This is a genomic window from Moorena sp., from assembly GCF_982860115.1.
On sequence record NZ_CEYLVT010000019.1, the window covers coordinates 23,704 to 49,057 of the forward strand.

Annotated in this window: 16 protein-coding genes and 1 pseudogene; 11 read left to right on the forward strand and 6 right to left on the reverse strand. The window is 44.6% G+C overall.

Going from position 1 to position 25,354, the window contains the following annotated elements; all coding sequences use genetic code 11:
- Positions 1-434: 434 nt before the first annotated feature.
- From AC4II3_RS05695 to AC4II3_RS05710, 4 genes are all read left to right on the forward strand, one after another.
- Complete coding sequence (locus tag AC4II3_RS05695) at positions 435-2,189, forward strand: 4Fe-4S binding protein (RefSeq protein WP_490722786.1); 1,755 nt, start codon at positions 435-437, stop codon at positions 2,187-2,189.
- Positions 2,190-2,471: 282 nt separating this feature from the next.
- Positions 2,472-3,962: an FHA domain-containing protein gene (locus AC4II3_RS05700; protein ID WP_488011629.1), complete on the forward strand. Its 1,491-nt coding sequence runs from the start codon at positions 2,472-2,474 to the stop codon at positions 3,960-3,962.
- A 950-nt stretch (positions 3,963-4,912) separates the two neighbouring features.
- Entirely contained in the window at positions 4,913-6,652 is a 1,740-nt protein-coding gene (locus AC4II3_RS05705; RefSeq protein WP_488011627.1) for a vanadium-dependent haloperoxidase, read from the forward strand.
- A 910-nt stretch (positions 6,653-7,562) separates the two neighbouring features.
- The gene (locus tag AC4II3_RS05710) at positions 7,563-8,480 is read left to right on the forward strand and encodes a ParA family protein (RefSeq protein WP_488011625.1); all 918 of its coding nucleotides are present in this window, start codon (positions 7,563-7,565) and stop codon (positions 8,478-8,480) included.
- A gap of 107 nt (positions 8,481-8,587) precedes the next feature.
- Here the strand turns inward: AC4II3_RS05710 and ileS are convergent, their stop codons facing one another.
- The 3 genes from ileS to AC4II3_RS05725 all read right to left on the reverse strand — a co-directional run bounded on the left by ileS (position 8,588) and on the right by AC4II3_RS05725 (position 13,800).
- Entirely contained in the window at positions 8,588-11,467 is a 2,880-nt protein-coding gene (gene ileS, locus AC4II3_RS05715) for an isoleucine--tRNA ligase (RefSeq protein WP_488011623.1), read from the reverse strand.
- 231 nt (positions 11,468-11,698) lie between these two features.
- Positions 11,699-12,616, reverse strand: a complete 918-nt coding sequence (locus tag AC4II3_RS05720; RefSeq protein ID WP_488029329.1) for a Ycf66 family protein — start codon at positions 12,614-12,616, stop codon at positions 11,699-11,701.
- Between the two features lie 158 nt (positions 12,617-12,774).
- The gene (locus AC4II3_RS05725; RefSeq protein WP_488011619.1) at positions 12,775-13,800 is read right to left on the reverse strand and encodes an ABC transporter permease; all 1,026 of its coding nucleotides are present in this window, start codon (positions 13,798-13,800) and stop codon (positions 12,775-12,777) included.
- 291 nt (positions 13,801-14,091) lie between these two features.
- Between AC4II3_RS05725 and AC4II3_RS05730 the strand changes: the two genes are divergently transcribed.
- Positions 14,092-14,232, forward strand: coding sequence for a hypothetical protein (locus AC4II3_RS05730; protein WP_488011617.1), 141 nt, complete (start codon positions 14,092-14,094; stop codon positions 14,230-14,232).
- Between the two features lie 45 nt (positions 14,233-14,277).
- On the opposite strand, the pseudogene AC4II3_RS05735 reads toward AC4II3_RS05730, so the two are convergent.
- Positions 14,278-14,535: pseudogene (locus tag AC4II3_RS05735) on the reverse strand (nucleoside hydrolase); the annotation flags it as partial.
- A gap of 138 nt (positions 14,536-14,673) precedes the next feature.
- Between AC4II3_RS05735 and gnd the strand changes: the two are divergent.
- Entirely contained in the window at positions 14,674-16,101 is a 1,428-nt protein-coding gene (gene gnd / locus AC4II3_RS05740; protein ID WP_293112052.1) for a decarboxylating NADP(+)-dependent phosphogluconate dehydrogenase, read from the forward strand.
- A 447-nt stretch (positions 16,102-16,548) separates the two neighbouring features.
- Here the strand turns inward: gnd and AC4II3_RS05745 are convergent, their stop codons facing one another.
- Positions 16,549-16,803 (reverse strand): hypothetical protein, encoded by a 255-nt coding sequence (locus AC4II3_RS05745; RefSeq protein ID WP_490722787.1) that lies wholly within the window; start codon positions 16,801-16,803, stop codon positions 16,549-16,551.
- Positions 16,804-16,980: 177 nt separating this feature from the next.
- On the opposite strand from AC4II3_RS05745, the gene asnB reads away from it, so the two are divergent.
- Positions 16,981-18,906, forward strand: coding sequence for an asparagine synthase (glutamine-hydrolyzing) (asnB, locus tag AC4II3_RS05750; RefSeq protein WP_488029330.1), 1,926 nt, complete (start codon positions 16,981-16,983; stop codon positions 18,904-18,906).
- 30 nt (positions 18,907-18,936) lie between these two features.
- Here the strand turns inward: asnB and AC4II3_RS05755 are convergent, their stop codons facing one another.
- Positions 18,937-19,719: an ABC transporter permease gene (locus AC4II3_RS05755; RefSeq protein ID WP_488014850.1), complete on the reverse strand. Its 783-nt coding sequence runs from the start codon at positions 19,717-19,719 to the stop codon at positions 18,937-18,939.
- A gap of 142 nt (positions 19,720-19,861) precedes the next feature.
- Here AC4II3_RS05755 and AC4II3_RS05760 point away from each other — a divergent pair, with 142 nt between their 5' ends.
- The 4 genes from AC4II3_RS05760 to AC4II3_RS05775 all read left to right on the forward strand — a co-directional run.
- On the forward strand, positions 19,862-20,239 hold the full coding sequence (locus AC4II3_RS05760; protein ID WP_488014848.1) for a response regulator: 378 nt from the start codon (positions 19,862-19,864) through the stop codon (positions 20,237-20,239).
- A 52-nt stretch (positions 20,240-20,291) separates the two neighbouring features.
- Positions 20,292-22,268, forward strand: coding sequence for an excinuclease ABC subunit UvrC (uvrC, locus tag AC4II3_RS05765; protein WP_488014846.1), 1,977 nt, complete (start codon positions 20,292-20,294; stop codon positions 22,266-22,268).
- An 839-nt stretch (positions 22,269-23,107) separates the two neighbouring features.
- Complete coding sequence (locus AC4II3_RS05770; RefSeq protein ID WP_488014844.1) at positions 23,108-24,853, forward strand: efflux RND transporter periplasmic adaptor subunit; 1,746 nt, start codon at positions 23,108-23,110, stop codon at positions 24,851-24,853.
- A gap of 195 nt (positions 24,854-25,048) precedes the next feature.
- The coding region (locus tag AC4II3_RS05775; RefSeq protein WP_490722788.1) for a hypothetical protein at positions 25,049-25,354 on the forward strand (306 nt) is incomplete at its 3' end.

The following is a 25,354-nucleotide window of genomic DNA, read 5'->3' on the forward strand; positions in this document are numbered from 1 at the left end:
CAGCCTATTCACAACTGGTAAAAAGCTAACTGACCTAACCACATCAGGTAGAGCTAAGAGTACTTCCGAACAATTCCAAGCAATTCTCTTTCTGACAGTTGGTTAGAGCTATGTCTACCCAACTGTCAGAATAGAATCATGTGCGTTTTTTTCGTAAAGTTATGTTAAAAACTCGAAAACTGCGTAAAAGGTGTGGACTAAACCAGATAAGTAACTGGTGATTCAAAAGCAATGATGCTAGTGAGCTTGCCAACAAACCCAAGCTCGAAAAGGTTGAGCTAACTCTTGCTAGTCTTATAGAGCAGATGATGCCCAAAGAAAAGTAATGCTCATCCTCAGGATAGGTTCCGGTGCTAGCTGTGAGGAAGTACCCAAACGGGTACTGCCAATGCCTGAACTGGTTTCCCACAATGGAGCAAAAGGGGGTTAAAGTGATGCTGTCAAAGGTACCAGAACAAAGTTGGCACCGAGTCCGTTGGGTGCTAGCGATTAGTTGGCTAATATTAATTTTCTCGTTGTTTTATGACCCGATCTCACACAATTTAACTGATCCTGATAATCTATTAAGCCTGTTTCGGGATCCCATGCTCACCCGAGAGCCATGTGTTCAAGTCCAGGGAGTATGCCTAGATGAAAAACCCTATGCCTTGGGAGCGCGACTGTTTTGGGGCATGATTGTGCCTAGCGCCATCATGATTGTTTTAGTGTTTGGTCATGAGACTTGGCGACGCATTTGCCCACTTTACTTTCTGTCCCAAATTCCCAGAGCGTTGGGATTGCAGCCACAGAGAGATATCAGGCAAAATACCTGGCTAGTTCGCAACCATTTATATGTGCAGTTTGCTATTTTCTTTATCGGGTTGAACTGCCGGATTCTATTTGTTAACTCTGACCGCTTGGTTCTGGGTTTGTTTCTGAGCCTTACTATCGTATCCGCCATGATGATGGTATTCCTCTATGGTGGCAGAAGTTGGTGTCATTATGTCTGTCCATTTGGCATGGTTCAGATGGTATTTACTGGACCACGGGGATTGCTAGGTACTGAAGCTCACAACACACCAAAAACCATTACCCAGTCCATGTGCCGCACCTTAGACAAGACCACAGGTGAAGAAAAAAGTGCCTGTATCAGTTGTAAGTCCCCTTGTATGGATATCGATTCCGAACAAGCTTACTGGCAACAACTGACTAAGCCTGGTCGGAAATTAGTCCAATACGGTTATTTAGGCATGGTGATTGGCTATTTCGTCTACTACTGGTTGTATGCAGGAAACTTCGATTATTACCTGTCTGGGGCTTGGACCCATGAAGAAAATCAGTTAGGTGCGCTTTTCAAGCCAGGGTTTTACATCATGAATCACCCGATTGCGATTCCTAAACTGGTGGCAACTCCTCTTACCTTCGTTGTCTTCGTGGCCCTCAGTTGTGTAATTTGTACCAAGCTAGAGAAGCTATACAAAGCGGCTCTGTGGCGAAAAAATAAGTCTATCACTCACGAGCAGGTATTGCACCGAGTCTTTTCCATTTGTAGCTTTATTGCCTTTAACTTCTTCTTCATCTACGGGGGTCGTCCCGAAATTAATCGCTTCCCTGTTATAGTGCAATTCCTGTTTCAGAGTGTAGTGATTCTGGTGAGCAGCTTATGGCTTTATCGAACTTGGGGTCGTAGTTCCCATCAATATACCCAAGAGAGTTTGGCCGACAAGTTGCGCCGTCAACTGAAGAAGCTACCCCTGGACTTCTCGGAATTTCTCGAAGGTCGTTCCGTAGATGATCTCAAACCTCAGGAATTACACATCCTGGCTAAAACCCTACCGGGTGCTAACCAACAATACCGCTTGGGGGTATACAAAGGGGTGCTAAGAGAAGCGATCCAAGCTGGACATGTGAATTCCGCTAGTAGTCTCGAGGTTCTCCAGCAGATCCGGGATGAACTGGGTATCAACGATCAGCAACATTATCAGGTTTTAGAAGAACTTGGTAAGGAGCAAGAAAACTTACCAATCTTGTATCCCCACTATGGACGAGACCCTTATAAAGTACTGAGCACCATCAAAGAGCACAAGAAGACTAGTACTTCTAATCAACGCACTATACTCAGGGAATCTCGCAAGCAGAATCGTTCTGATAAGCGCACCAAGCTGCTAAACCGCAAAGATGAGAACAATCAATCAGGTGATCTCGACTAGTCCAAGGTGATACCAGATAGTACATTCAACAGGGTGAGACGAGGAGGATATACCGGAAAAAAGAGAGAATTTTTCATAAAAAGAGAAAAAAAGGCTGATAAAGATATAGCCACTAGTAAAACACTTATAAAACACTTACTAGTGGCTCAGGCCAAGGGTAAGGGTACTACCGATGAAGACAAGTTGATATCAGTTGTGAACTCACAATAGACAATCCCTTCATAAATTTCAGCAATTGATGCAATTGACCCATTAGTTCGGTAATTTGGAGTGACACAAAACATGCTGACGACTACAATCATCAACTACCAAACCAACGAGTTACAGGAAAAAACCCTGAAACCAGAAACTGCCATTCAAGGTGAGTATCTGATTGGCCGCCATCCAAGCTGTGACCTAGTCTTGGATAGTCCTGTAGTGAGTCGTGTACACGGCAGAATCATATGCCAAGGGGGACAGTGTTTCTTTACTGACCTCGGTAGCACCGATGGCTCTCGGATCAATAATGAGGAGGTAGATGTTAACCAAAACTGGCTCCTGAAGGAAGATGACATCATCCGCATCGGTGAATTTGTGTTGTTGGTCAAAGACCTACAGCTCTATGCTTCTAGTCAGGAAGCCAACCTGGTAGATAGTAATAGCCCTGGGATAAAGCAGTGGACTAAGGGCGAGATTACTGTCCGCTGTGTACAGGTCATTGATGAGACCGATGATGTGAAAACATTCCGCTTTGTGGCGGAACCACCAATACTGTTCAGCTACAAGCCAGGTCAATTTGTCACTCTCGATTTGGAGATTGATGGCAAACCCGTGAAGCGTTCCTACTCCATCTCTTCGTCCCCCTCACGTCCTCATACTTTGGAAATTACTGTCAAGAGAGTTCCAGCACCACCAGACGCTCCTGATCTGCCAGCGGGTTTGGTGTCTAACTGGTTGCACGACAACATTAAAGTCGGGTCCGAGGTGAGATTAAATGGTCCAATGGGTAAATTTACCTGTGCTGACCATAGGGCTGATAAACTGCTGTTTATCTCAGCAGGTAGTGGCATTACCCCGATGATGTCCATGTCCAAATGGCTTTGTGATACCGGTGCTGATGTGGATGTTGTCTTTGTCCTCAGTGCTCGTAGCCCAAAAGACATCATCTTCCATCAGAAATTACAGTTGATGGCAGCTTTGTACCCTAATTTTAAGCTGGCGATTACCATGACTCGCCCAGAACTTGATCAAGCTTGGTCTGGTTATACCGGCAGACTCAATGAAGCCATGCTGGCAGAAATGGCTCCTGATTTTCGCGATCGCATTGTTTATGTCTGTGGTCCGAATCCCTTTATGGCAGGGGTAAAAGGGATGCTAGCGGGTCTCGACTTCCCGATGGAAAAGTACCATGAAGAGAGCTTTGGCGGCAAAAAGCCCTCAAAAAAGAAAGCAGCAGCAACAACTCCTGAACCAGTCAAAGGGGAAGATCGTCCTAGACTACACCTAGTAGAATCACCATCAACTTCTAATGAACCCACTGTGGTATTTGCTGAGTCTGGAAAAGAGGTAAGCTGTGATGCTGAGGATGTCATCCTAGATGTGGCTGAACAAGAAGGGGTGCCATTACCGAGCGGTTGCCGCATGGGAGCCTGTGGTGCTTGTAAGCGAAAGCTTCTACAAGGGAAAGTAGAGTATGATGAGGAGCCTGACGCTCTCGAAGAGGGCGAACGGCAGGAAGGGATGATTTTGACTTGTGTGGCTCGTCCTGTAGGACGAGTAGTGGTTAGCGCTTAAACCTGTCTTGTCAAAGGTTCAATGATCAATGTAGCTTACTCCTGATTCCGGTCAATAAAGCTGAAACAGAACAGGGAAAAGGTTTCATAACAGTTCATATTTCGCCAAATACCTTTTCCCTAGCTGAAATATCCGCAATTTTGGGGAGTTATTAATCAAAATACGAACTCTGTGAAGATTGTGACAATTAGGTGAACAAAACCTAAGAATTTGTGAAAGCTACTGGTCGTTATCAGTAACTCTGATTATGACCAAGATTTTTTCTGTGAACATACGAGACTAATTTGTGAAGATCATCACCATCAGCTTTGGCAAATCTAATCAATAAAAGAAACGTGATTAATAATAGCTACTAACTTAAAGTAGTAAACCTGACCTAGCCATGGTTTTAGCCTCTGGGGTATCGAGCTAATTATGGTCGCGATTTTGTCTCGGTTTACTATGGTAGCAGTAATTATAATCATTACTATTACCACTATTATTTGTGAAACTTGTGAAAATATGGATATATTTTGTGAATTTTTAATAAAGTTATCAATAAGCTTTATTAAAGTTATCAGTAATTTTACGGATGAGAATTGAAGTTTTTTGTGAAAATACGGATGATAAATGTGAAGGATTTAAATCTAGCCAAAAATTTTGACCTATGGATCAAGTACGGAGAACTCCCAAAGACTCTGATTAATCAAACAGATCTAAGGAATTTATGGCCAGAGTTCCTAATCTGTTTTGAGTCTGTTTGGGTACTTGACTCAACGGCAAGACGTCGGTGTGTTTACCTGTAGTGTTCTCGGGAGACTATTTATCCTAAATTTTCTCCTAAACCTAAATTGGTGAGACGACCTGATCTCATCATTGCTTTTTCCTAGGTAACCAATCGGATCGGAACGTTTAGCTACCGTTCAACCTACCGTTCAATCTTTGAAAAACAACCAGTCACGGGTGTAAATATGAAAAATTTATTTTCGGCTCACCATCAAGGGCTGAAAAAACGGCAGCATCTATCGTCACTCCTAACCATTGGAGTAACAACCGCAGGGCTATCCCTGGCCTTACCAGCACAAGCGATAGACCTGACATTAGACAACAGCGCTAATCTATGGGTGGATCAAGCCTTGAGGGCCGTAGAAAATAACCCGCAATTGGGTCCTACAGGAGCCTCCCGGGCCTATGGCATCTTGGGTACTGCTATGTACGATGCCTGGTCGGCTTATGAAGGAACGCCGATTAGCACCACTCTTGGGGATACTCTGCAACGTCCTGATATTGAGAACACCCTGGAAAATAAGTCCCTAGCGGTTAGCTATGCAGCTCATAGTGTCCTCTCAGACCTTTTCCCTTCTGAAGTTGCTTCCTTCGATTCGCTTCTGACTGATCTGCGATCGCTTGCTGGCAACTCTGCTTTTATCCCTACTGCTACCAACGTTGGTAAGACAGTAGCTAACAGCTTATTGCAGTTCCGACGTCAGGATGGTTCCAACCAGTTAGGGAATGACCCCAGGGGTACACTTGGTGTTCCTTACTCCGACACCAGTGGCTATCAGCCCGTGAACAGTTCTAATAACGTCGTCGATATCACTCGCTGGACACCAGAACGAGTACCAATTGGCGACCCCAATGCCAGACTGCAACGGTTTCTTACTCCCCAGTGGGGCAACGTTACTCCCTTTGCCTTGAAATCTGGGTCTGAATTTCGACCACCAGCACCAAAACCTTTTCTGCGTGTAGAGGGTACTCTGAATCGAGAGAAGCGTACCGTCACCCTTAAGGATGGCACAGAGGTTAGTCTCCTTAACGAAGACGGGGAGGTTAATACTGACGTTGTTAACCCTGGGTTTATCGAGCAAGCTGAGCGCATCGTTGAGGTCAGCGCTAATCTCACCGATGAGCAAAAACTAGTGGCTGAGTTTTGGGAAGACCCCTCTGGCACCCCTTACCCTCCTGGAACTTGGATGGGTTTTGGTTCATTCATCTCTGAACGGGATGACCAAACCCTAGATGAAGATATCCAACTTTACTTTGGTCTGGGGAATGCAGTTTTGGATGCGGGCATTGCTACTTGGGAAGCAAAAGTCTTCTACGACTATACTCGTCCCGTCCGAGCAATTCGCGAACTCGGTGAGCTGGGCTTAATCGGTGAATTCGATGAGGAGCTGGGAGGCTTTGTGATCGAATCCTATGGTGGACCAGGAATAGGAACCATAAGGCTATTAGCCAGTGATTTCATTACCTACCAAACTCCTGGTGCCGATCCATCCCCTCCCTTTGCGGAATTCACCTCAGGACATAGTGCTTTCAGTGCTTCTGCGGCTGAAATTTTCAAGCTATTTACCGGTAGTGATGAATTCGGCAATTCAGTAACCTTTGCCCCTGGTGCCTCTCGTTTTGAACCTGGTTTGACTCCTACCGATGAAGTCACCCTATTTTGGGAGACATTTTCCGATGCTGCTGATGAAGCTGGTATTTCTCGCATCTACGGTAGCATTCACTTCGATGATGGAGATCTATTCGGCAGACAGTTAGGGCGAGACGTTGGTGGCAAGGTGTATGACCGGACATTATTCTTCATCAATGGTGGTGTGAAAGTTCCCGAGCCTACCTCTGTATTGGGTATGTTAGTATTTGGTGCCTTTGGTGCTGCTTCCATGCTCAAAGGAAAACGGGGAAAATCTAACCATGAATCTCAGTAACATTACCTAAAAATCTTTCCAAGGGAAGTTTAAGAACCCTTAGTTTTCGATTAGTCTAAAAAAGAGAAGGGAAAAGGTTTCATAACATTAACGTTTCGCCAAAAACCTTTTCCCTGGCTGAAATCCCCCCAAAATTGGGGGGTATTTAGTAACAATACAGAACAACTCTAGCTATGGCAAGTCGATATATAGCATTTCCAAATGATTTGTAAACAAGGACTACCATTTTTTTATTACCAAAAAAAACTATATACTTGATTAACTCTTGCTTCTTGCCTTCCTCTCCTGGGAGGGGTTAGGGGTGGGTTCCTCTTGCCTTTTCCTAAGGATTCTGTTCACAACTCAAATAAAAATGCTATAAGTCCATCCTGGGGGGCGACATCCAATCTAAAATCCATACTGGGAATAATTTCAGCCCATAAGCTACTTAATCGGTGCTCTTTCCGTTGGCGAATTCAATTCGCCACGGGTCGCACCTGAAAGATACATGGTGTTTTGAGCAGACCTTAGACCACGATACACAACGATCACATCAAGCGAGCATTCAATAGGTACAATCAGGTGTAGGGAAATTTTCAGCAATTTTGCGTTCGCGTAGCGTGACCATTCGCGTAGCGTGGCCATTAGGCCAAGGTCAATCGCGTAGCGTGGCCTACGGCCAATCGCATAAACTCACCATAAACCCATTGCCACGTAATGCAGGTAATGCATAATTTATGGCCAGGTGAAAGGTAGCTGACTATTCCACAGATGAAAGCCCTGTGTCAAGCCTTGGGTATAACTCTCGACAACTTACCCGATGATTGGGGACTGCCCAAGGGTAAATTATCGTAATCCATCAGAATTCTTGCCTAGTAACCAATAATACTGAATGATGATAAATAGTGTCATGGCAAGATCACGTTAATAAATGGGATTAGTCATTAGTACAGTCAATATGAAAGGTGGTGTGGGCAAGACCACCCTCACTGTCAACTTGGCCACTTGCTTAGCCAAAAATCATAATAAGCGGGTTTTGGTGGTCGATTTAGATAGCCAAATTAGTGGAACCTTGAGCTTAATGCAGCCCCAAGCATTTGCTAAAGCTAGAAAAGGAAGGCGGACATTAAGTCGGTTAATTGACAAAGTCACTAAACCTAGCTATCGCAGTCGCTTAACAATTGAGGATATTATTCAAACTGATAATTGTAATATCAAAGGATTGGATTTATTGCCAGGAGATATTGAGCTTTATGATGAATATGTAGTTTCTGATCTACTCCATAAGCAATCTGTTCAGGAAGGGGAGGTGGAATTTAGTAAGGTTTGGAGCCGCTTTGAAAGTCTATTAATCAAAGGGATATTAGAGCCGATTATCCCTAACTATGACTTTATTATTTTAGATTGCGCTCCTGGCTACAATCTTTTGACTCGCAGTGGCATTGTGGCTAGTGATTTCTATCTGCTACCAGCTAGACCAGAACCTTTATCTATTGTAGGGATTCAACTCCTAGAAAGACGGATTGCCAGGCTCAAAGAAAGTCATCAGCAACACAGTCCTCTTAACTTGCAGCTGTTGGGGATTATCTTTATTTTGTCAGGCGGTGGACTGATGGGTAGGTACTATAGGCAAGTGATGAGGCGAGTTGATAACGATTTCGATAGCAACCAAATTTTTAACATTCGCATTCCCATGGATGTTAATGTTGCTAAAGCCGTAGATAGTTTTAGTCCTGTAGTTATCGCTCATCCTAATTCTGCTGGCTCTAAAGCATTCTTCAAGTTGACAGAAGAATTTTTGCTTAAGCTTGAAGCGATTAAAACTATGGAACAAATCAGGGATGAATAAATCAGGGATTAGTGTTAAATCTCCAATCCCTGATCTGGCTAATAGTGCTAACCGTCCTTAGCAATTTTTCAATCACCAATAACTTACAAGTCAGTTAACAATTTATCTCAGAACTCACCAGCTAAAGCAGCATTACAGCGTTCGCAGATAGTAGGATGCTCAGCAATTGTACCTACTTTAGATCCGTAGTTCCAACAGCGATCGCATTTTATGCCTTCTGCATTGACTACCCCTAGCGCTATAGTTTCCGAATCAGCGCTATAGGCGGCTGTTTGTATAGCTTCTAGGGAATCTACTAATTCTACTTGAGAGGCTAAGAGGAGATAGCGCAATTCATCCACTTGATTTCCACTCAGGCTATCGGAAGGATTCATAGCTTCCAGGCGCTGCTTTAATTGTTGATCTTTAACATAAAGCAAGACCTTAGCATCTAGAGATGAGCCAATCATCTTTTCGGCTCTGGCTTTTTCGAGTACTTTATTTACTTCTGTGCGGATGGTGCGCAAGGTTGACCAAGACAGCGCTAGTTCAGGGTTTTTCCATTGCTCGTCTAATTTGACCCAACCTGACTCAAACACGGATTCATGGGATTTCTGGTAAGGTAGGTATTGCCAGATATCCTCTGCCATGTGACAGAGTACAGGTGCGATCGCTTTAGCTAAATTTTCTAGTGCTATTTGTAGCACTGTCTGACAACTGCGCCGCCGTGGTGAGTTAGGAGCACTGATATAGAGTCGATCCTTAGCAATATCCAGATAGAAGTTAGACAGGTCTACTACACAGAAGTTCTGCACGCTCTGGAAGAAGCGGAAGAATTGATAACTCTCAAAGGCATCAGTTACATCTTCAAATACCTCTGTTATCCGGTGCAGCATGTAGCGGTCTAATTCCGGTAATTCCTGAACAGGCACCCTATGCTCAGCTGGATCAAAGTCATGAAGGTTGCCTAGCAGGAAACGGGATGTATTGCGAATTTTGCGATAGACATCGGCTAGCTGCTTTAGAATACTCTGAGATATTGGAACATCTGAGGAATAGTCTACAGAAGATACCCACAATCGCAGCACATCAGCTCCGTAGGGGGGTTCTTTTTTCTGGTTTTTACCACCCTCGATGATGATAGCTGGTTCCAAGATATTCCCCAAAGACTTACTCATCTTGCGCCCTTGGTCATCTAGAACAAAGCCGTGGGTTAAAACCGTTTTGTAGGGGGCATAGCCATTGCTGGCTACACTGGTCAGTAAGCTGGACTGGAACCAACCCCGATGTTGGTCTGATCCTTCCAAGTAAATATCCACGGGATAGCGTAATTCTTCCCGTTGCTCCGCCACAGCTGCCCAAGAGGACCCAGAGTCAAACCAGACATCCATGGTATCGTTACCCTTGCGGTAGGTCTTACCATTATTGCGATAGGATTCTGGTAACAATTCCTCTACTGATAGTTCCCACCAGGCATCGGAACCTTTCTCAGCAATAATTCCTTGGACGTAACCAATGGTTTCTTCATTGAGCAGGGGTTCGTTAGTTTCTTCGTCGTAGAATACCGGAATTGGTACACCCCAGCTCCGTTGGCGGGAAATGCACCAATCGGAACGATCCGCCACCATCGGGGTAATCCGGTTTTGTCCTTGGGCAGGGATCCATTTTACGGATGCGATCGCATTTATTGCTTCATCCCGGAATCCCTCTACTGAAGCAAACCATTGTTCTGTGGCTCTAAAGATAGTTGGCTTTTTAGTGCGCCAATCGTAAGGATATTTATGAACATAGGGTACCTCTTTCAGCAATGACCCAGCTGTGTTCAGTGCCTCAATGATGGCTGGATTGCCATCCTTAAGCACATTCAACCCAGCAAACTGTCCCGCCTCTGCCGTAAACTTCCCATCTGCATCTACTGGGGAAAGGATAGGTAAGCCATAACGCTGACCCACACCATAGTCTTCTTGACCATGACCAGGAGCCGTGTGGACTAAACCTGTCCCGGATTCAGTGGTGATGTAATCCCCACCAATCACAATTTTGCTTTCCCGCTCAAATAGGGGATGTTGGTAAGTACAATTTTCCAATGCCTCACCCTTAACCGTCGTTTTGACCGTAAGTGGAGTTTCCAGAGTAGTTGATAGTTTTTCTACCAAATCCGCTGCTACTAATAGGAATTGGGATTGGTTAGTCTGGGAACCACCTTCGACTACCGCATAGGTCAGTTCTGGATTAACGGCTACTGCCAAATTCCCAGGGATTGTCCAGGGAGTCGTCGTCCAGATCGCCACACCAAGATTTGGCAAAAATGGGTCTAGGATTTCCTTTATCCCTGGTGCTGCCTTAGTCATTGGGAAAGCGGCATAGATACTTGGGGAAGTGTGACCTTCCGGATATTCCAACTCTGCTTCCGCTAGGGCTGTTTTAGAACTGGGACTCCAGTGAACTGGCTTCAGGCCTCTGTAGATGTAGCCCTTCAAGACCATTTGACCAAAGACCCCAATTTGAGCCGCTTCGTACTTTGGGTTTAGAGTCAGGTAAGGATTTTCCCAGTCTCCCCATACTCCATAGCGCTGGAAACCTTTGCTTTGCTGCTCTACTGTTTTCAGGGCAAATTTCTTCGCTTTGCGGCGCAGTTTGATCGGAGTGAGCTGTTGACGATCCTCTAGCTTCATAGCTTGCAAGACTTTCAGCTCAATGGGCAAGCCATGACAGTCCCAACCAGGGACATAGCGAACTTTGCGACCTTGCAGCAGTTGGTATTTATTAATGATGTCCTTGAGTACTTTATTCATGGCGTGACCCATGTGCAGAGAGCCGTTGGCGTAGGGGGGGCCATCATGCAGCACGAAAATCTCGCCAGGATTAGTTTGTGACAGGCGCTCATAAATAGTTTGCTCTGCCCAAAACTGTTGGAGTTCTGGTTCTCGCTTGATAGCGTTTGCCCGCATATTAAAGTCGGTTTTGGGCAGATTGACCGTATCTTTATAGCTTTTGGATGCTGTCACAGGTTTGAAGCCGAAATTCTACTAGTAGAGCAGTTTATTAAGAGTTGATTAGATCCATCTAACCCACTTTAACCTGCTGACCGCTGACTGTGTATTGCTGAGTAGTTACATTCAACATTACAGCAATATTAAACAATCAACGGTCAACAAAGGATGTTAACAAAGGATCTCAACAAAGGATATATGTCTATATATATCTCTTATTATTATGGGCAACAATCTCGCCAACCTTCAACTTTCCTTGGAAGGATTGTCGGATTTTTTAGGAATCGGTTTGTTCGGAGTTGGAGCTGGTGGCGGCTTTTGTGTTGCGCTTGACTTTTCTTTCACCTTGGGATTAGGAGGAGGTGGAGCTTTTGCTTCTGGGGGTTTTGCTTCTGGGGGTTTTGCTTCTGGGGGTTTTGCTTCTGGGGGTTTTGCTTTTGGTGCGATCGCTTCTGGGGGTTTTGCTTCTGGGGCTTTTGCTTTTGGTGCGATCGCTTCTGGTTTCTGGTCTGGCTCCTGACTTGACTCTGGCTGTGGGGGAGGTGAGTCTTCCTTAGCCACTGCTACTGGTTGGGGGGTTTCTGTCTTAGGGGGAGTCGTTTCAGCGGAATCTGAGGTTTTAGTGTCATCTGTTTCTAAAACCGGTTCTTGGGTAGTCGATGCTACCGTAGTTGCTTCATCCGGTGCAGAGCTTGGTTGGGCAGTTTTGGGATTAGTTTCCTGGGTGGGCGACGCCATGGTGGTATCTGCCGGTACAGCAGCAGTTCGGCCTGAGTCTTGGCGTTTGCCCAAAAGATTGCCAATAAAGCCAGTTACTTTAGCTAGTAGCCCTTTTAATGACTCAATTGGCAGTATTTCTTGAATCTTGGCGATAAATTCAGCTTGACTTGGGATAGGGGTTTGTTGGTCAATCGGTATCAAAGCTCGTCGCAAGGTCAAGGTTTGCCAACCCAACCAGCCTACCAACGATACACCCGCAATTTGACCGATTAAGACGCCGCCAGTAATGCGTCCAGCACAAATCCATAACACTAGAGCGTAGAATAATCCCACTCCACTCCAGATAAAGTCATATTTACGATGCACCTCTGGTAAAAAGAAGGCAGCTAGGTAAAAGACAGAGCTACCAAGAGCTATAACCAACGCCAAGAGGTATGCCAGCATTTTCGGAGTACTCCTTACGTGCTTCTTTACTCATCATGAAGCAAAATGTTGCCTCATATACAAATTATCTATCACTTAATCACTCATCTAAGCTTCACCACACTCACTCTACCCAGTATAGTGTGGGGTTTGAGTACTCCTACGTTAAAGAATTGGGATTAGTACCGAATACGGGGGTCAATCAAAGCATTAACAATATCAATAGCAATACTTGCGATTACCACAATAGTGGCAAAGAATACCATAATCCCTTGCACCGTCGGGTAATCCCGCCCAGAAATTGCCTCATACAACCGATTCCCTAACCCTGGCCAAGAGAACGTCACTTCTGTCAACACTGCTCCACCTAACAAAGCAGCTAAAGTCAACCCGAGCACTGTAATCACAGGAATCATGGCATTTTTCAGAGCATGGGCAAAAACAATGCGCCTTTCGTGAATACCTCTAGCTCTGGCTGCTTCTACATAATCAGCCTTGAGAGTTTGCTTCAAGTTCACCCGCACAATCCGTTCAAAGATGCCACTCAACAGCAGCCCTAAGGTAATACTGGGTAAGGCTAAATAATGGACAGCAGTGAAAAACTGAACCAAATTACCACTGAAGAGACTATCTATTGTATAAAGACCAGTAAACCCTTCTGGTGTTGGTAGTCTAATGGAATAGCGAGTACCGATGGGAAACCAACCCAGCTGAACAGAGAAAATTAACTGCACCACCATCCCCATCCAAAACAGAGGGATGGAGTAAGTAATGATGCCAAATAATCTACCCCCTACATCCCAAACTGTTCCGCTGCGGGATGCCGCTAAAGTACCGACTCCTATACCAACTAAGAATGCTATGGCCATGCCGCATACTGATAGTTCTACAGTGGCGGGGAAATGTTGTTGAATAATCTCCCAGACTTTTTGACCTTGGCTGGTGATTGAGGTACCTAGATCTAAACGTAGCAAGGATCCTATGTAGCGAATATATTGCAACCACAACGGGTCTGCTAATCCTAATTGTTGTCGGTATTCTTCCTTAACGCTATCTGGAGCACGATTCCCTAATACAGCATCCACGGGATCTCCTGGGGTAGCTCTGAGCAGAAGAAATACTAGGGTGGTAATGGTCCATAGCATCAGGGGCGCTAGGAGAAGACGGATTATTATGTAGTATTTTAGGGCTTTGGCACGGGACATAAGGAAACAGGGAATGCGCGAATTTAGAATTTAGAATTTAGAATTGATAACTTAGAATTTAGCATCGGGAATCGGGAACTTCTGATGAAGTAATTTTCGATAATACATTTTTGATTAACAAAAAGGTTTTTTCATTGAAATTGCTTTTTTGACTATTTATAATCCTTGTTTAACAAGGGTTTTAGAGATAATTTTAGGGTAGGTAATTTATCACAAATAATCTGGTATATTCATATTTTTTTTTATAAATTCTAAATTCTAAATTCTAAATTACTTTGTTTCGCAAAAGTGATGACTATTGCAACAGATTTAATTGAAAATTATCCCAAGCAACGATATAAATTTTCTTTCCATCGGGGTGCGTCGATAGACCAGATTACAGTCATGTTTGGTGTTTGGTTGAGTACTCCTAGCTCATCCACTACAGTTTGACCACGGGTGAGTTCGCTTGCTGTTTCTATCTCCACGTAGTATTTACCCCATACCATCTTCACCATGGAAGCAGTGAGCATATTGGCATGGGCGGAGCATCGGTTTAGGGCAGCCAAGGTAGACAGGGGTGGATGCGCGGCACATCTGGAGGGTATACAGGGCGTTTTTTGCCCCCTGTTCCACAGGTAGATTTCCGCTAACTATCGTGATAGCTTCAACCTGGACATCTGGCCAACGATGTGCCATCAAGAGTGCAACGGCATCATCGGAAGCCGTATCCGTGTCAATCAGGAATTTCCGCATATCTGAATGTAGCATTTCTTAATGGCATTACTACCACAACTCTTAATGTCTTCTTTAGGCAACAACCCAGAATATCGGGCTAACCTGGGAGTAAATCCACCCTAGACAACTACTACAGCAAAACTGGCGGAGATTTTTATGACACAACGGACCTTTGGGGTAATTGGTTTGGCTGTAATGGGGGAAAACCTCGCGCTTAATGTAGAAAGTCGTGGTTTCCCAATCGCAGTATACAACCGGACTGCTGCCAAAACCGAGAAATTTATGGCTGAGCGAGCTCAGGGCAAGGATGTGAAAGCCGCTTATTCCTTGGAAGAGTTTGTTCAAGCTCTAGAGCGACCCCGCAAAATCCTAGTGATGGTGAAAGCAGGGAAGCCAGTTGATGCAGTTATTGAGCAACTCAAACCTCTCCTAGAGCCAGGAGATATGATCATTGATGGTGGCAATTCTCTGTACCAAGATACCGAGCGGCGGACCAAGGATTTAGAAGCCACAGGATTGGGATTTGTTGGCATGGGCGTCAGTGGTGGTGAAGAAGGAGCGCTTAATGGTCCGAGTTTAATGCCTGGTGGTACTTCATCGGCATACAAGGATTTAGAACCAATTTTGGTGAAAATTGCGGCTCAGGTTGATGATGGTCCCTGTGTCACCTACATTGGTCCTGGTGGTGCTGGTCACTACGTTAAGATGGCACACAATGGCATTGAGTATGGCGACATGCAACTAATTGCTGAAGCCTACGATGTCCTGAAAAATGCCTTGGGACTAGATCACAAGCAGCTACATGAAGTGTTTGCTGAATGGAACACCACTGATGAGCTAAATTCCTTTTTGATTGAAATTACAGCGGATATCTTCAAATACATTGATCCAGAAACGAATGGGCCGTTAGTGGAGATGATTCTTGATGCTGCTGGACAAAAGGGCACTGGACGGTGGACTGTAGTTAGTTCCCTAGAACTAGGGGTGTCAATTCCTACCATCTACGCTGCAGTCAATGCTCGTGTCATCTCTTCTTTCAAAGATCAGCGGGTAGCAGCAGCTAAGGAAATCACTGGTCCTGTGGGCAAGTATGATGGCGATGTCAAAGCATTTATCACCAAAGTCCGGGATGCTCTCTATTGCTCTAAGATGTGTTCCTATGCTCAGGGGATGGCACTGTTGAGTCGGGCATCGGAAGAGTTTAACTATAATCTGAACTTAAGTGAAGTTGCCCGGATTTGGAAAGGAGGTTGTATCATTCGAGCTGGCTTCTTGGATAAGATTAAGAATGCCTTCAACCAAAATCCTCAACTCCCCAATCTCTTGTTAGCTCCTGAGTTTAAGCAAACAATTTTGGATCGTCAGGATGGTTGGCGAGAAGTGCTAGCGGTATCAAACAAATTAGGGATTCCAGTCCCTGCTTTTAGTGCATCCCTAGATTACTTCGACAGTTACCGACGCGATCGCTTACCCCAAAACCTGACCCAAGCCCAGCGCGACTACTTTGGTGCTCATACCTACGAGCGGCTGGATAAACCCAGGGGTGAGTTTTTCCACACCGATTGGATGGGATTGAGTTCATAAGGGTAGTATAGTGGTTTTAAGTTTTGTGAGGTACAGATTTCCTGGTTTTAGGGAACAGGGAACGGAGAACAGGGAACAGGGAAAAAATTCTATGTACCTCATTATGCTAAAAATTGCTAAAAAACCTTATTACTGATTGAATGGCAAAGCATTTGGGCGACCATGATTTATTTTGATTTTATTAGATCATAGACCCGATGCTTTGCCTTAGCAACTAATCAAAAAATAGTTGAGTACAGCAAGATTTATTGCCCTACATTCCTTCGCCAAAAGGCCACGCTACGCGAACGTAATTTTAATTTATAAACATTATTACACCCATTGCTATAACAGCACAAAATAGACAATTTTTAAATCTACTAATTTAGATTTATATTGGTTTGCGTTGGGTGGATTACCAAGCCAATTTCTATTCAAAATTATTGGCAGATCAATTATTCTGACTCCTCATATCATCTCAGGATAATTACCCTTAATCAAAATATTCACCATCTCCCCATATTCCTGCACCTGCCCCAAACTCTCCAAACTACCCGCCTTCCCCTTAATTATGGGTATTTTAACGGACGTGATATAACCGGTGTACCGTAATTTCTGCGTGGGCGTAGCGGCTCCTTGGCCAAAAGGCCAGGCTACGCGCACATGAGCATCGCTTTTTTCGTTGCTGCTTTGGTTGCCTGTAAAACCAACAAAGAAGTTCATCCTAAGTTCACAATTGTCCAATCACAGTTAAAAGCCCAATTTTGCGAGATACCAAAATAGTAATTTTGTCAAGACTTACGGGAATTATAGTCATAAGTCCTCTAATTAGTGGTTGAGTTACTTGTTGAGCTACTCGAGGGCGATCCCAATTTGTTTTGTTCGAGGTATCCAGCATTAATGGGTAGTATAGTAGGCATTTTCACAGCTACAGATCAGCATCTTGATCGGAACTTGCTTCTGCGCATGCGTAATGCAATTGCCTATAGTGGTTCTGATGACAGTTATTTAGACATTACACCAGAGGATGGAGTGGGTCTAGCCCATGTTCCCCTGATCAGGAGAGACTTAAGCGCTGATAGCTATCAGCCAATGTGGAACTCTAACCATACAAGTGTCGTTGTCTTGAGTGGTACTATTCTCAACTGCCGAGAAATCAGAGACGAGTTGGAAACATTAGGGTTTCATGTCCAATCTAATCGTGACACTGAAATATTACTGAAGGGATACGAAGCTTGGGGAACAGAAGTTGTTGATAAGCTCAATGGCACATTTGCTTTTGCCATTTGGGACCGCTCTGTTGGAAGGCTGTGGTTAGCGAGAGACAGATTTGGAGAGCAACCACTATATTACTTGTTCGATCAGGTACACTCTACTTTTATTTTTGCTTCAGAACTCAAGGCAATCCTAGAACACCCTGTTGTTTCCAAAGCTGTAGACCCTCAAGGGTTGCAATCCTACCTGGTTTTTGGATACGTTCCTGCTCCCTTGAGCCTAGTTAAAGGGGTAAAAAAGCTACAACCTGCCCATAGTTTAATCATTGAAGCCGGAAAAACACCGCAGCTACATTGCTACTGGCAACTCAAGCAAGTGGCAACATTGCAGAGTACCCCAGAAGCAGAAATAAGAGACAATCTTCGTTCGCGGTTTGAGTTGGCGGTAAAGCGTTGCTTAGATCGTAACAGTAATTTTTCTCCCGCAGCACTTCTGAGTGGTGGTTTAGACTCTACCCTGGTTGTGGGGATGATGAGCAAACTCTTAAAAGAACCAGTTCACACCTTTTCTACAGCCTTTGAAATTGGTTCCCTTGATGCTGAAATCTGGAACAAAAATCCCAATCAGTGTAACTCTGATGCTGATGTTGCTAAGGCCGTGAGTGCCCATTTTGGTACTAAACATAGTCAGCTGATGATATCTGGCAGACAAGATTTAATCGGCACACTGCGGCGTTGTGTGAGAAATTTTGGTGAGCCTCATAGTAATCAAATTAACGTCACCATGCTCTTGCTGGCTGAATGGCTTAAGGAGCAAGGAATTGCAGTAGTAATGACTGGGGATGGCAGTGATGCCATCTTTGGAGGTGAGCCGCGCCATCAATTAGATATGCAGATTAGCCTCTTGCAAAAATTACCTAGCTGGTTGCGCAACTTAGCCTATGCAAACAGAAACAAATGGCCACTGAAAGATAACTTTAATCCTACAGCCTTTAGAAGAGCGGACTTAGCACCTTTAACTGTAGAAAGATTAAGTACTTGGGTTACCTACAGCAAAGTTGAATTTAATCAGCTCTTACAGGGAGAATACGCTACAGATAAGGGAATTATAGACTCGCTCTATCAGGAACTATTAAAAACTTTGCTCTCCAACAATGACATTACTAGCAACCAAGATGCCCTGATTTACATGGATTTGACGTTGGATATCACTGAAGAAAATCGCATGAGGGCATATAAAACAAGTACGCCATCAGGGTTGGCATCCCTGACTCCTTTTTTAGATTACGAATTTGTTGAATATGCTATGTCTATTCCCTTTGCCAGGAAAGTGGGTTGGCAAAAAGATAAACAACTGCTGAGAGAAACGTTTTCAGATTTGTTGCCAAATGTAGTACAAAAGCGGAAAAAGTATGGTTGGCGATCGCCTTTTGGTTCTTGGCTAAAAGATTATATCTGGGAAGATGTTTGCGGGTTAATTAAAACATTGCCAGAAACAGGTATTTTTACACCGGAAGTTTGTAACTTGATACAAGACTACAAACCTGGTAACAGCCGCCAACTTTGGTCGTTGCTGACTTTTGCTATCTGGCACCAAGAAGTTATGGAATGATCCATTTGAGCTTGATTCTTGCGAATCAAGCTAACTAGAAGCACTGGTATAAAAACGCAGGGCAAACTGCCAAAAGATACCAGAAAACAACAGCAATCCTAGGGCTAGAATACCGGAACCTACTACCCAAAAGGTATCACTACGATTCAACATCACTTCTGCTGGTACTGTAGTCAGGAACGCTACTGGGACTACAAAGGTAAAGAAAAACCGATAGCTAGACGGATAAGCGACCATCGGATATCGACCAGCTTCTAGAATACTGCGCAGAACAGCGGTAACATTATAGATTTTGACAAACCAAATGCTTGTTGCTCCCAGCATAAACCAGATGCTATAGAGGCTAGTCAACCCAAAACATAGTGGCACTAAACTCAACAGATAGTTGCCGATATCTAAGTCTAGGCGTCCACCAGCGTAGCCTATTACTATAATTGAGAAGATTAAGTCTGGCAACCCCCAAGGGCTGACACTTCGCCAAGACAGCCAGAACTGAGAACTAATGGGCTTGAGTAGGATAAAATCAAGGGTTCCTTGCTGGACGTGATCCACAATCCGGTTGAGATTGGGAACCAGGAATGTGCCAGAAAACCCCTGTAGTAACGTGAACATCCCTAGTATTACCAGGGCTTCTTCCCAATTCCAGCCTGAAAAGGTGTAGCCAGTCCGGTAAAATAAGAATAAACCGAATAGGCTACCAGCCAGGTTTCCTAGGCTGCTCAAGGTAGCGATCGCAAAATTTAACCGATATTCCAGTTCAGCAGTGAGCGCAGTACTCCAGAACAACTGGAGTACACTAACATATCGTTTCATATTAATTTGGCTGTCCATGAAACTTAGGCTATCCCCAATAATATGCCATGGGGCTAATGCACTAACTATGCCTTATAATTGCATGTTATTCTATGGTTCTGATAAGATCTAAATTTTCATAGTTAGGTTCAACAGGATAATAATGAATAAAATCTTGGTAATTGAGGACGAGATTTTTATTCGAGAAAATCTAATCGAACTCCTTGAAATTGAAGGGTTTGAAGCTCAGGGTGCTGAAAATGGTGTTGAAGGTGTACAGTTGGTTCAACAAGAACCGCCAGATTTGATTTTGTGCGATGTAATGATGCCTGAACTAGATGGATATGGGGTATTGGAGACACTACGTCAAGATCCAGCCACAGCCAAAATTCCTTTTATGTTTCTTACGGCTAGTGCAGATCGCAGCAATATTCAGAAAATCAGAGAACTAGGCATTCATGACTATATTCTTAAGCCATTTAATGTGGATAAATTTTTGGATGTGATCTCAAATCGGCTAGCGGAACACAAGCAAAAATAGTCGGGCATCATGGCAAGTAACAACCAAAAGTTGACCACAGACCATTCAGGCTATGAGTTCTAAACCATTAATCCAAGATCCAGAACCCTTGGAAAGCCGATTGAAAGAAATTCCCCTGGAACCAGGGGTTTATTTGATGCGCGACCATAGCGCTAGTATTCTCTATATCGGCAAATCCCGAAAATTGCGTACGCGAGTCCGTTCCTATTTCCGTGACTCCCAACCCCTCAGTCCTCGCATTGCAATGATGGTGGGACAGGTTACTGATATTGAATTCATCGTAACCGATACCGAAGCGGAAGCCCTAGCTTTGGAAGCCAATCTGATTAAGCAGCACCAACCTTACTACAATGTACAGCTCAAGGATGATAAGAAATATCCCTATGTTGCCATCACTTGGTCAGAGGATTACCCCCGTATCTTCATTACCCGTAAGCGGCGCATGGGGAATAAACACGATAAATACTATGGTCCCTACGTCGATGTTAAGCTATTGCGCAATACTTTAGCGTTGGTCAAACAGGTTTTCCCGATCCGGCAACGCCCTAAACCTCTGTTTAAAGACCGTCCTTGCCTTAACTATGATTTAGGTCGTTGTCCTGGTGTGTGTCAAAAACTAATCACACCGGAAGAGTACCGTCAAACCATCCAGGAAATCGCTATGGTTTTTCAAGGGCGTACTGGGGAACTGATTCAGATGCTGACGGCCAATATGGAACAAGCAGCAGAATCCCTTAACTTTGAGCTAGCAGCCCGGATTAGGGATCAGATTACTGGACTTAAGTCCCTGAGTACAGACCAAAAAGTAGCCTTACCTGACGATACTGTATCACGAGATGCGATCGCACTAGCCGCTGATGCCAAACATGCTTGCATCCAACTATTTCAGATCCGTGCTGGTCACTTAGTCGGGCGCTTGGGATTCTTTGCCGATTTAGCCCCTCAAGGGAATGGGCCAATAGAACTCGGAGCAATTTTACAACGGGTTTTAGAAGAGCATTACCAAACTGCTGATGCTGTAGAAATCCCTACAGAAATTTTGGTGCAACACCCGTTACCCGATGGGGAGATGTTGGCTGACTATTTGAGCGTGCGCAAAGGTCGAAATGTGACTATACTCACCCCCCAACGGCAAACCAAAGCTGAACTGATTGAAATGGTCAAGCGCAATGCTAACTATGAACTGGAACGCACTCAGCGATTGGTTGACCGCAACACCAAAGCTATGGAGGATTTAGCTAACATTCTCGACTTACCGGATTTACCACGGCGCATAGAAGGGTATGACATTTCCCACATCCAGGGCAGCAATGCAGTGGCTTCTCAGGTAGTGTTTCTAGATGGCACACCAGCCAAGCAGCACTACCGTCACTACAAGATCAAAAATCCTAATATCACTGTCGGTCACTCCGATGACTTTGCTAGCCTTGCTGAGGTGATTAGCCGTCGGTTCAGAAAAAGTCAACTCGAACCAGAACTAGCAGATAATCAAAACTCAACAAGCAACACTAAACACTCAACACTCAACAAACCAAACTCAACAAACCAAACTCAACAATCAACACTCAACAATCAACACTCAATACTCAGAAAAGATTGGCCTGATTTGGTAATGATTGATGGCGGAAAAGGACAGCTGTCAGCAGTTGTAGCAGTATTGGAAGAGCTAAATTTACAAGAAGAAGTTCCTGTAGTAAGCTTAGCTAAACAGTACGAAGAACTATTTTTACCAGGGGAGCCATTTCCCCTAGCCACTGATCCCGAGCAACCAGGGGTGCAACTTTTACGCAGGGTTAGAGATGAGGCTCATCGCTTTGCCGTGAATTTTCATCGCAAACAAAGAACTACTCAGTTACATCGTTCCCGTTTAGATGAGATTCCTGGATTGGGATTTCAGCGGCAAAAACAGTTATTGGCTCACTTTAACTCCATTGATTATATTCGCAACGCATCAGTTAAACAGCTTGCTGAAGTACCAGGCATTGGTTTGCATTTATCTAAGGAAATTTATCACTACTTCCACCCATGACTAGACCTTTTGATAAAGTATATCTTATAACTACTACTAGACTTTTAAAAGTCAGCAAACAGAGGAAAATGTCACACAAAAACTGAGGCAATAAAAGGTGCGCGCCTTCGGGTCGCACCAAAGCGCGAATTTAATTCTTAATGGGTCAAGGGCACAAAGAGCGGAAAGCGCACCTAAGAAACAAAAACTGAGACAATCTAGTCTGATCTGCCCATTAGCCGGAAAATAAGCGCGTTTGTATTGGAGATGTAAACCTGTATGGTCTTTTTTTTACTGTCCAATAAAACTGAGGAACTCTAATTCGTGTGTTTACCACCCAGATAAAAATGCTATATAAACCTTGCGGTATCAATCTCTTAGTAGGTTTACTCTACTACCGGTAGGTTGACTCAAGGTAATTGGAGGTTTTGCGTTCCCGTAGCGGCTCAATGCTCGCGCATCCCTTAGCTCCTCGTTAGCAGGATCCCATTCTATGAGCTTTCTTTGTGTCTGCTTTTTTCTGTGCCCTGCCCTGATCAAGTGCCGATGGCGCGCGGTTCTGTGTGCGAAACCTGCGTCCGCACCTCTGTTTGCCCTGTGCTTTCCCCAAGACATCGCTGCATCAGTAAAGCGATGCTTGATTGATATGGATGTTGGGGGGTGCTAAATCTGTGACTAATTACGAGACGATTAATAATTATACATCTTATTTGATTAAGAAAAAACATGGATAGACAGTTTTAGCTCAGGTCCTAATAACTTTTAAGTTAATAATTTTTAAGTTATATTAAGAAATAACCTTTAAAAATCATCTTTTTTTAACAAAATTACTCAGCACTACCAGTAACAGGGGAATAACCATGACCCGAAACACTTTAGATGAACAGAGATCTCAGCTAAATGGCTCTGGCACTATCACTCAGCCAGATCACCAACAGAGATCTCAGCTGAATGGCTCTAGCACTATCACTCAGCCAAATCACCAACAGAGATCTCAGCTGAATGGGTCTGGCACTATCACTCAGCCAGATCAACAACCATTACACCAAGCTAATCACCAACAGGAGGATTCAGCCTCATCATTGCCCAGATCCAAGACTAGTCAATCCCAAAACTCCTTGACATCAGGAGCAGGTAGTTTAGTGATGGCCATGGCTATGGGAATTATGCTGACCTTCCTAGGAATGCGATTGATTGGGACAGCTCCAAAGGTTCAAAAAACCGATTCCCCTGCGGCTGTCCCCTCTGCTGAAACCCCTGCCGCTGTCCCCTCTGCTGAAACCCCTGCGGCTGCCCCCTCTACTGTACCTGCTCAAACTGTTACGGTGGCAGACGTAAAAACCACCACAGTTAACCGTACCCTAGACGCTATTGGTAGTGTTGCTGCTTTTGAGGAGATTAGGGTCAAGTCCCAAGCAACGGGTTTACAGATTAAACAGGTACTGGTTAGAGAAGGGGAATTTGTCAAGGCCGGACAAGTAATGGTCAGGCTAGATAATGCTGTGCTTCAGGCACAGTTAGCTCAAGCTCAGGCAGCAGTTGCCCAAGCTGAAGCCCGTTTAGCAGAACTCAAAGCAGGGTCACGCTCAGAAGAAAAGGCCCAAGCTAGAGCTCGTCTCGACCAAGCTAGAGCTCGTGTAAGACAGGCTCAAGCCAGTATCCCTAGACAAATTGACCAAGCTAAAGCCCAAGTGGCATCTGCTGAAGCACAGTTGAGTCTTGCTAAACGTCGCTTCGAGAGCCAGAAAAAATTGATTGCCGAAGGAGCCATCTCCCAAGACCGCTATAATGAGGTGGAAAGTCAATATTTCAGTGCTCAAGCGAATTTATCTGAAGCCCAACAACGCCTTGAGCAAACACGAAACACCAACAGCCCAGAAATTGCTCAGTTAGAAGCCGCTGTAGTAGAAGCGCAACAGCAGCTCCAGGAAAGATTGGCTGGTTCCCGTCCAGAAGTAATTGCTCAAGCCCAAGCTCAACTGGCTAGAGAAAAGGCACAAGTCCAGTTAGTGATGGCGCAACTGAATGATACCCAAGTGGTGGCACCAGTTAGTGGCAAAGTAGCCACTAGAAATGCCCGTGTCGGTGATATTACTTCTCCCTCAGAAACACTCTTTACCATTATCGAAAAGGGGCGTTTGGAACTGTTATTAAGGGTACCCGAAACCCAACTGTCCCAAATCCAGGTTGGGCAACCAGTAGAAATATCCTATAAAGGAGATAGCAGCCTGAAGCTTTCTGGAACAGTACGAGAAATTGACCCGATAGTTGATCAGCAGTCTCGTCAGGCTCTGGTAAAAGTAGATTTACCAAATTCCGGGAGCTTGCGACCAGGGATGTTTTTACGAGGCTCCATCACCATCTCAGCAACTACTGGTTTAACCATACCATCCAAAGCAGTATTGCCCCAAGCCGACACTAGCGCCATCGTTTACCGACTCGAAGCAGATAACACTGTTAAAGCACAGCCAGTGGTCATGGGAGAACTCCTCCCTAGTGGGCAAGTAGAAATCAAGAGTGGTTTAGCCCCAAGCGATCGCATTGTAGTCAAAGGTGCTGCTTTCCTCAAAGACAGCGATCGCGTCCAAGTTTTAGAAACTCAATAAAAGCCTTGAAAGTTAACAAGTTACAGGTTCATTAAGGGTTGAAAGTTAGCAGGTTACAGGTTCGATGTTGATTAACCGTTGAAAGTGACGCGGTTACTAGTTGCATGTTGGGTTGAAAGTTAGCAGGTTACAGGTTCGATGTTGATTAACCGTTGAAAGTGACCCGGTTACTAGTGGCATGTTGGGCCAATAACCTTGGCCAAAAGGCCACCCTACGCGAACAACCAACTAACCTTGAACCGATTAACCTTGGCCAAAAGGCCACCCTACGCGAACAACTTTTTAACCTTGGTCAAAAGGCCACGGGTCCGCGAACAACTTTTTAACCTTGGCCAAAAGGCCACGCTACGCGAACAACCTTCAACCTTGGCCAAAAGGCCACGCTACGCGAACAACCTTCAACCTTCAACCTTGGCCAAAAGGCCACGCTACGCGAACAACCAACTAACCTTCAACCTTGGCCAAAAGGCCACGCTACGCGAACAACCAACTAACCTTCAA

Excerpts from the sequence above, each read along its gene's own strand:
- AC4II3_RS05745 (WP_490722787.1), bottom strand. The coding sequence starts at position 16,803 with ATGAACTTCTTTGTTGGTTTTACAGGCAACCAAAGCAGCAACGAAAAA.
- AC4II3_RS05695 (WP_490722786.1), top strand. The coding sequence starts at position 435 with ATGCTGTCAAAGGTACCAGAACAAAGTTGGCACCGAGTCCGTTGGGTG.
- AC4II3_RS05710 (WP_488011625.1), top strand. The coding sequence starts at position 7,563 with ATGGGATTAGTCATTAGTACAGTCAATATGAAAGGTGGTGTGGGCAAG.
- uvrC (WP_488014846.1), top strand. The coding sequence starts at position 20,292 with ATGAGTTCTAAACCATTAATCCAAGATCCAGAACCCTTGGAAAGCCGA.
- AC4II3_RS05700 (WP_488011629.1), top strand. The coding sequence starts at position 2,472 with ATGCTGACGACTACAATCATCAACTACCAAACCAACGAGTTACAGGAA.
- AC4II3_RS05755 (WP_488014850.1), bottom strand. The coding sequence starts at position 19,719 with ATGAAACGATATGTTAGTGTACTCCAGTTGTTCTGGAGTACTGCGCTC.
- AC4II3_RS05725 (WP_488011619.1), bottom strand. The coding sequence starts at position 13,800 with ATGTCCCGTGCCAAAGCCCTAAAATACTACATAATAATCCGTCTTCTC.
- AC4II3_RS05730 (WP_488011617.1), top strand. The coding sequence starts at position 14,092 with ATGACTATTGCAACAGATTTAATTGAAAATTATCCCAAGCAACGATAT.
- gnd (WP_293112052.1), top strand. The coding sequence starts at position 14,674 with ATGACACAACGGACCTTTGGGGTAATTGGTTTGGCTGTAATGGGGGAA.
- AC4II3_RS05705 (WP_488011627.1), top strand. The coding sequence starts at position 4,913 with ATGAAAAATTTATTTTCGGCTCACCATCAAGGGCTGAAAAAACGGCAG.
- AC4II3_RS05760 (WP_488014848.1), top strand. The coding sequence starts at position 19,862 with ATGAATAAAATCTTGGTAATTGAGGACGAGATTTTTATTCGAGAAAAT.
- AC4II3_RS05720 (WP_488029329.1), bottom strand. The coding sequence starts at position 12,616 with ATGCTGGCATACCTCTTGGCGTTGGTTATAGCTCTTGGTAGCTCTGTC.
- AC4II3_RS05770 (WP_488014844.1), top strand. The coding sequence starts at position 23,108 with ATGACCCGAAACACTTTAGATGAACAGAGATCTCAGCTAAATGGCTCT.
- asnB (WP_488029330.1), top strand. The coding sequence starts at position 16,981 with ATGGGTAGTATAGTAGGCATTTTCACAGCTACAGATCAGCATCTTGAT.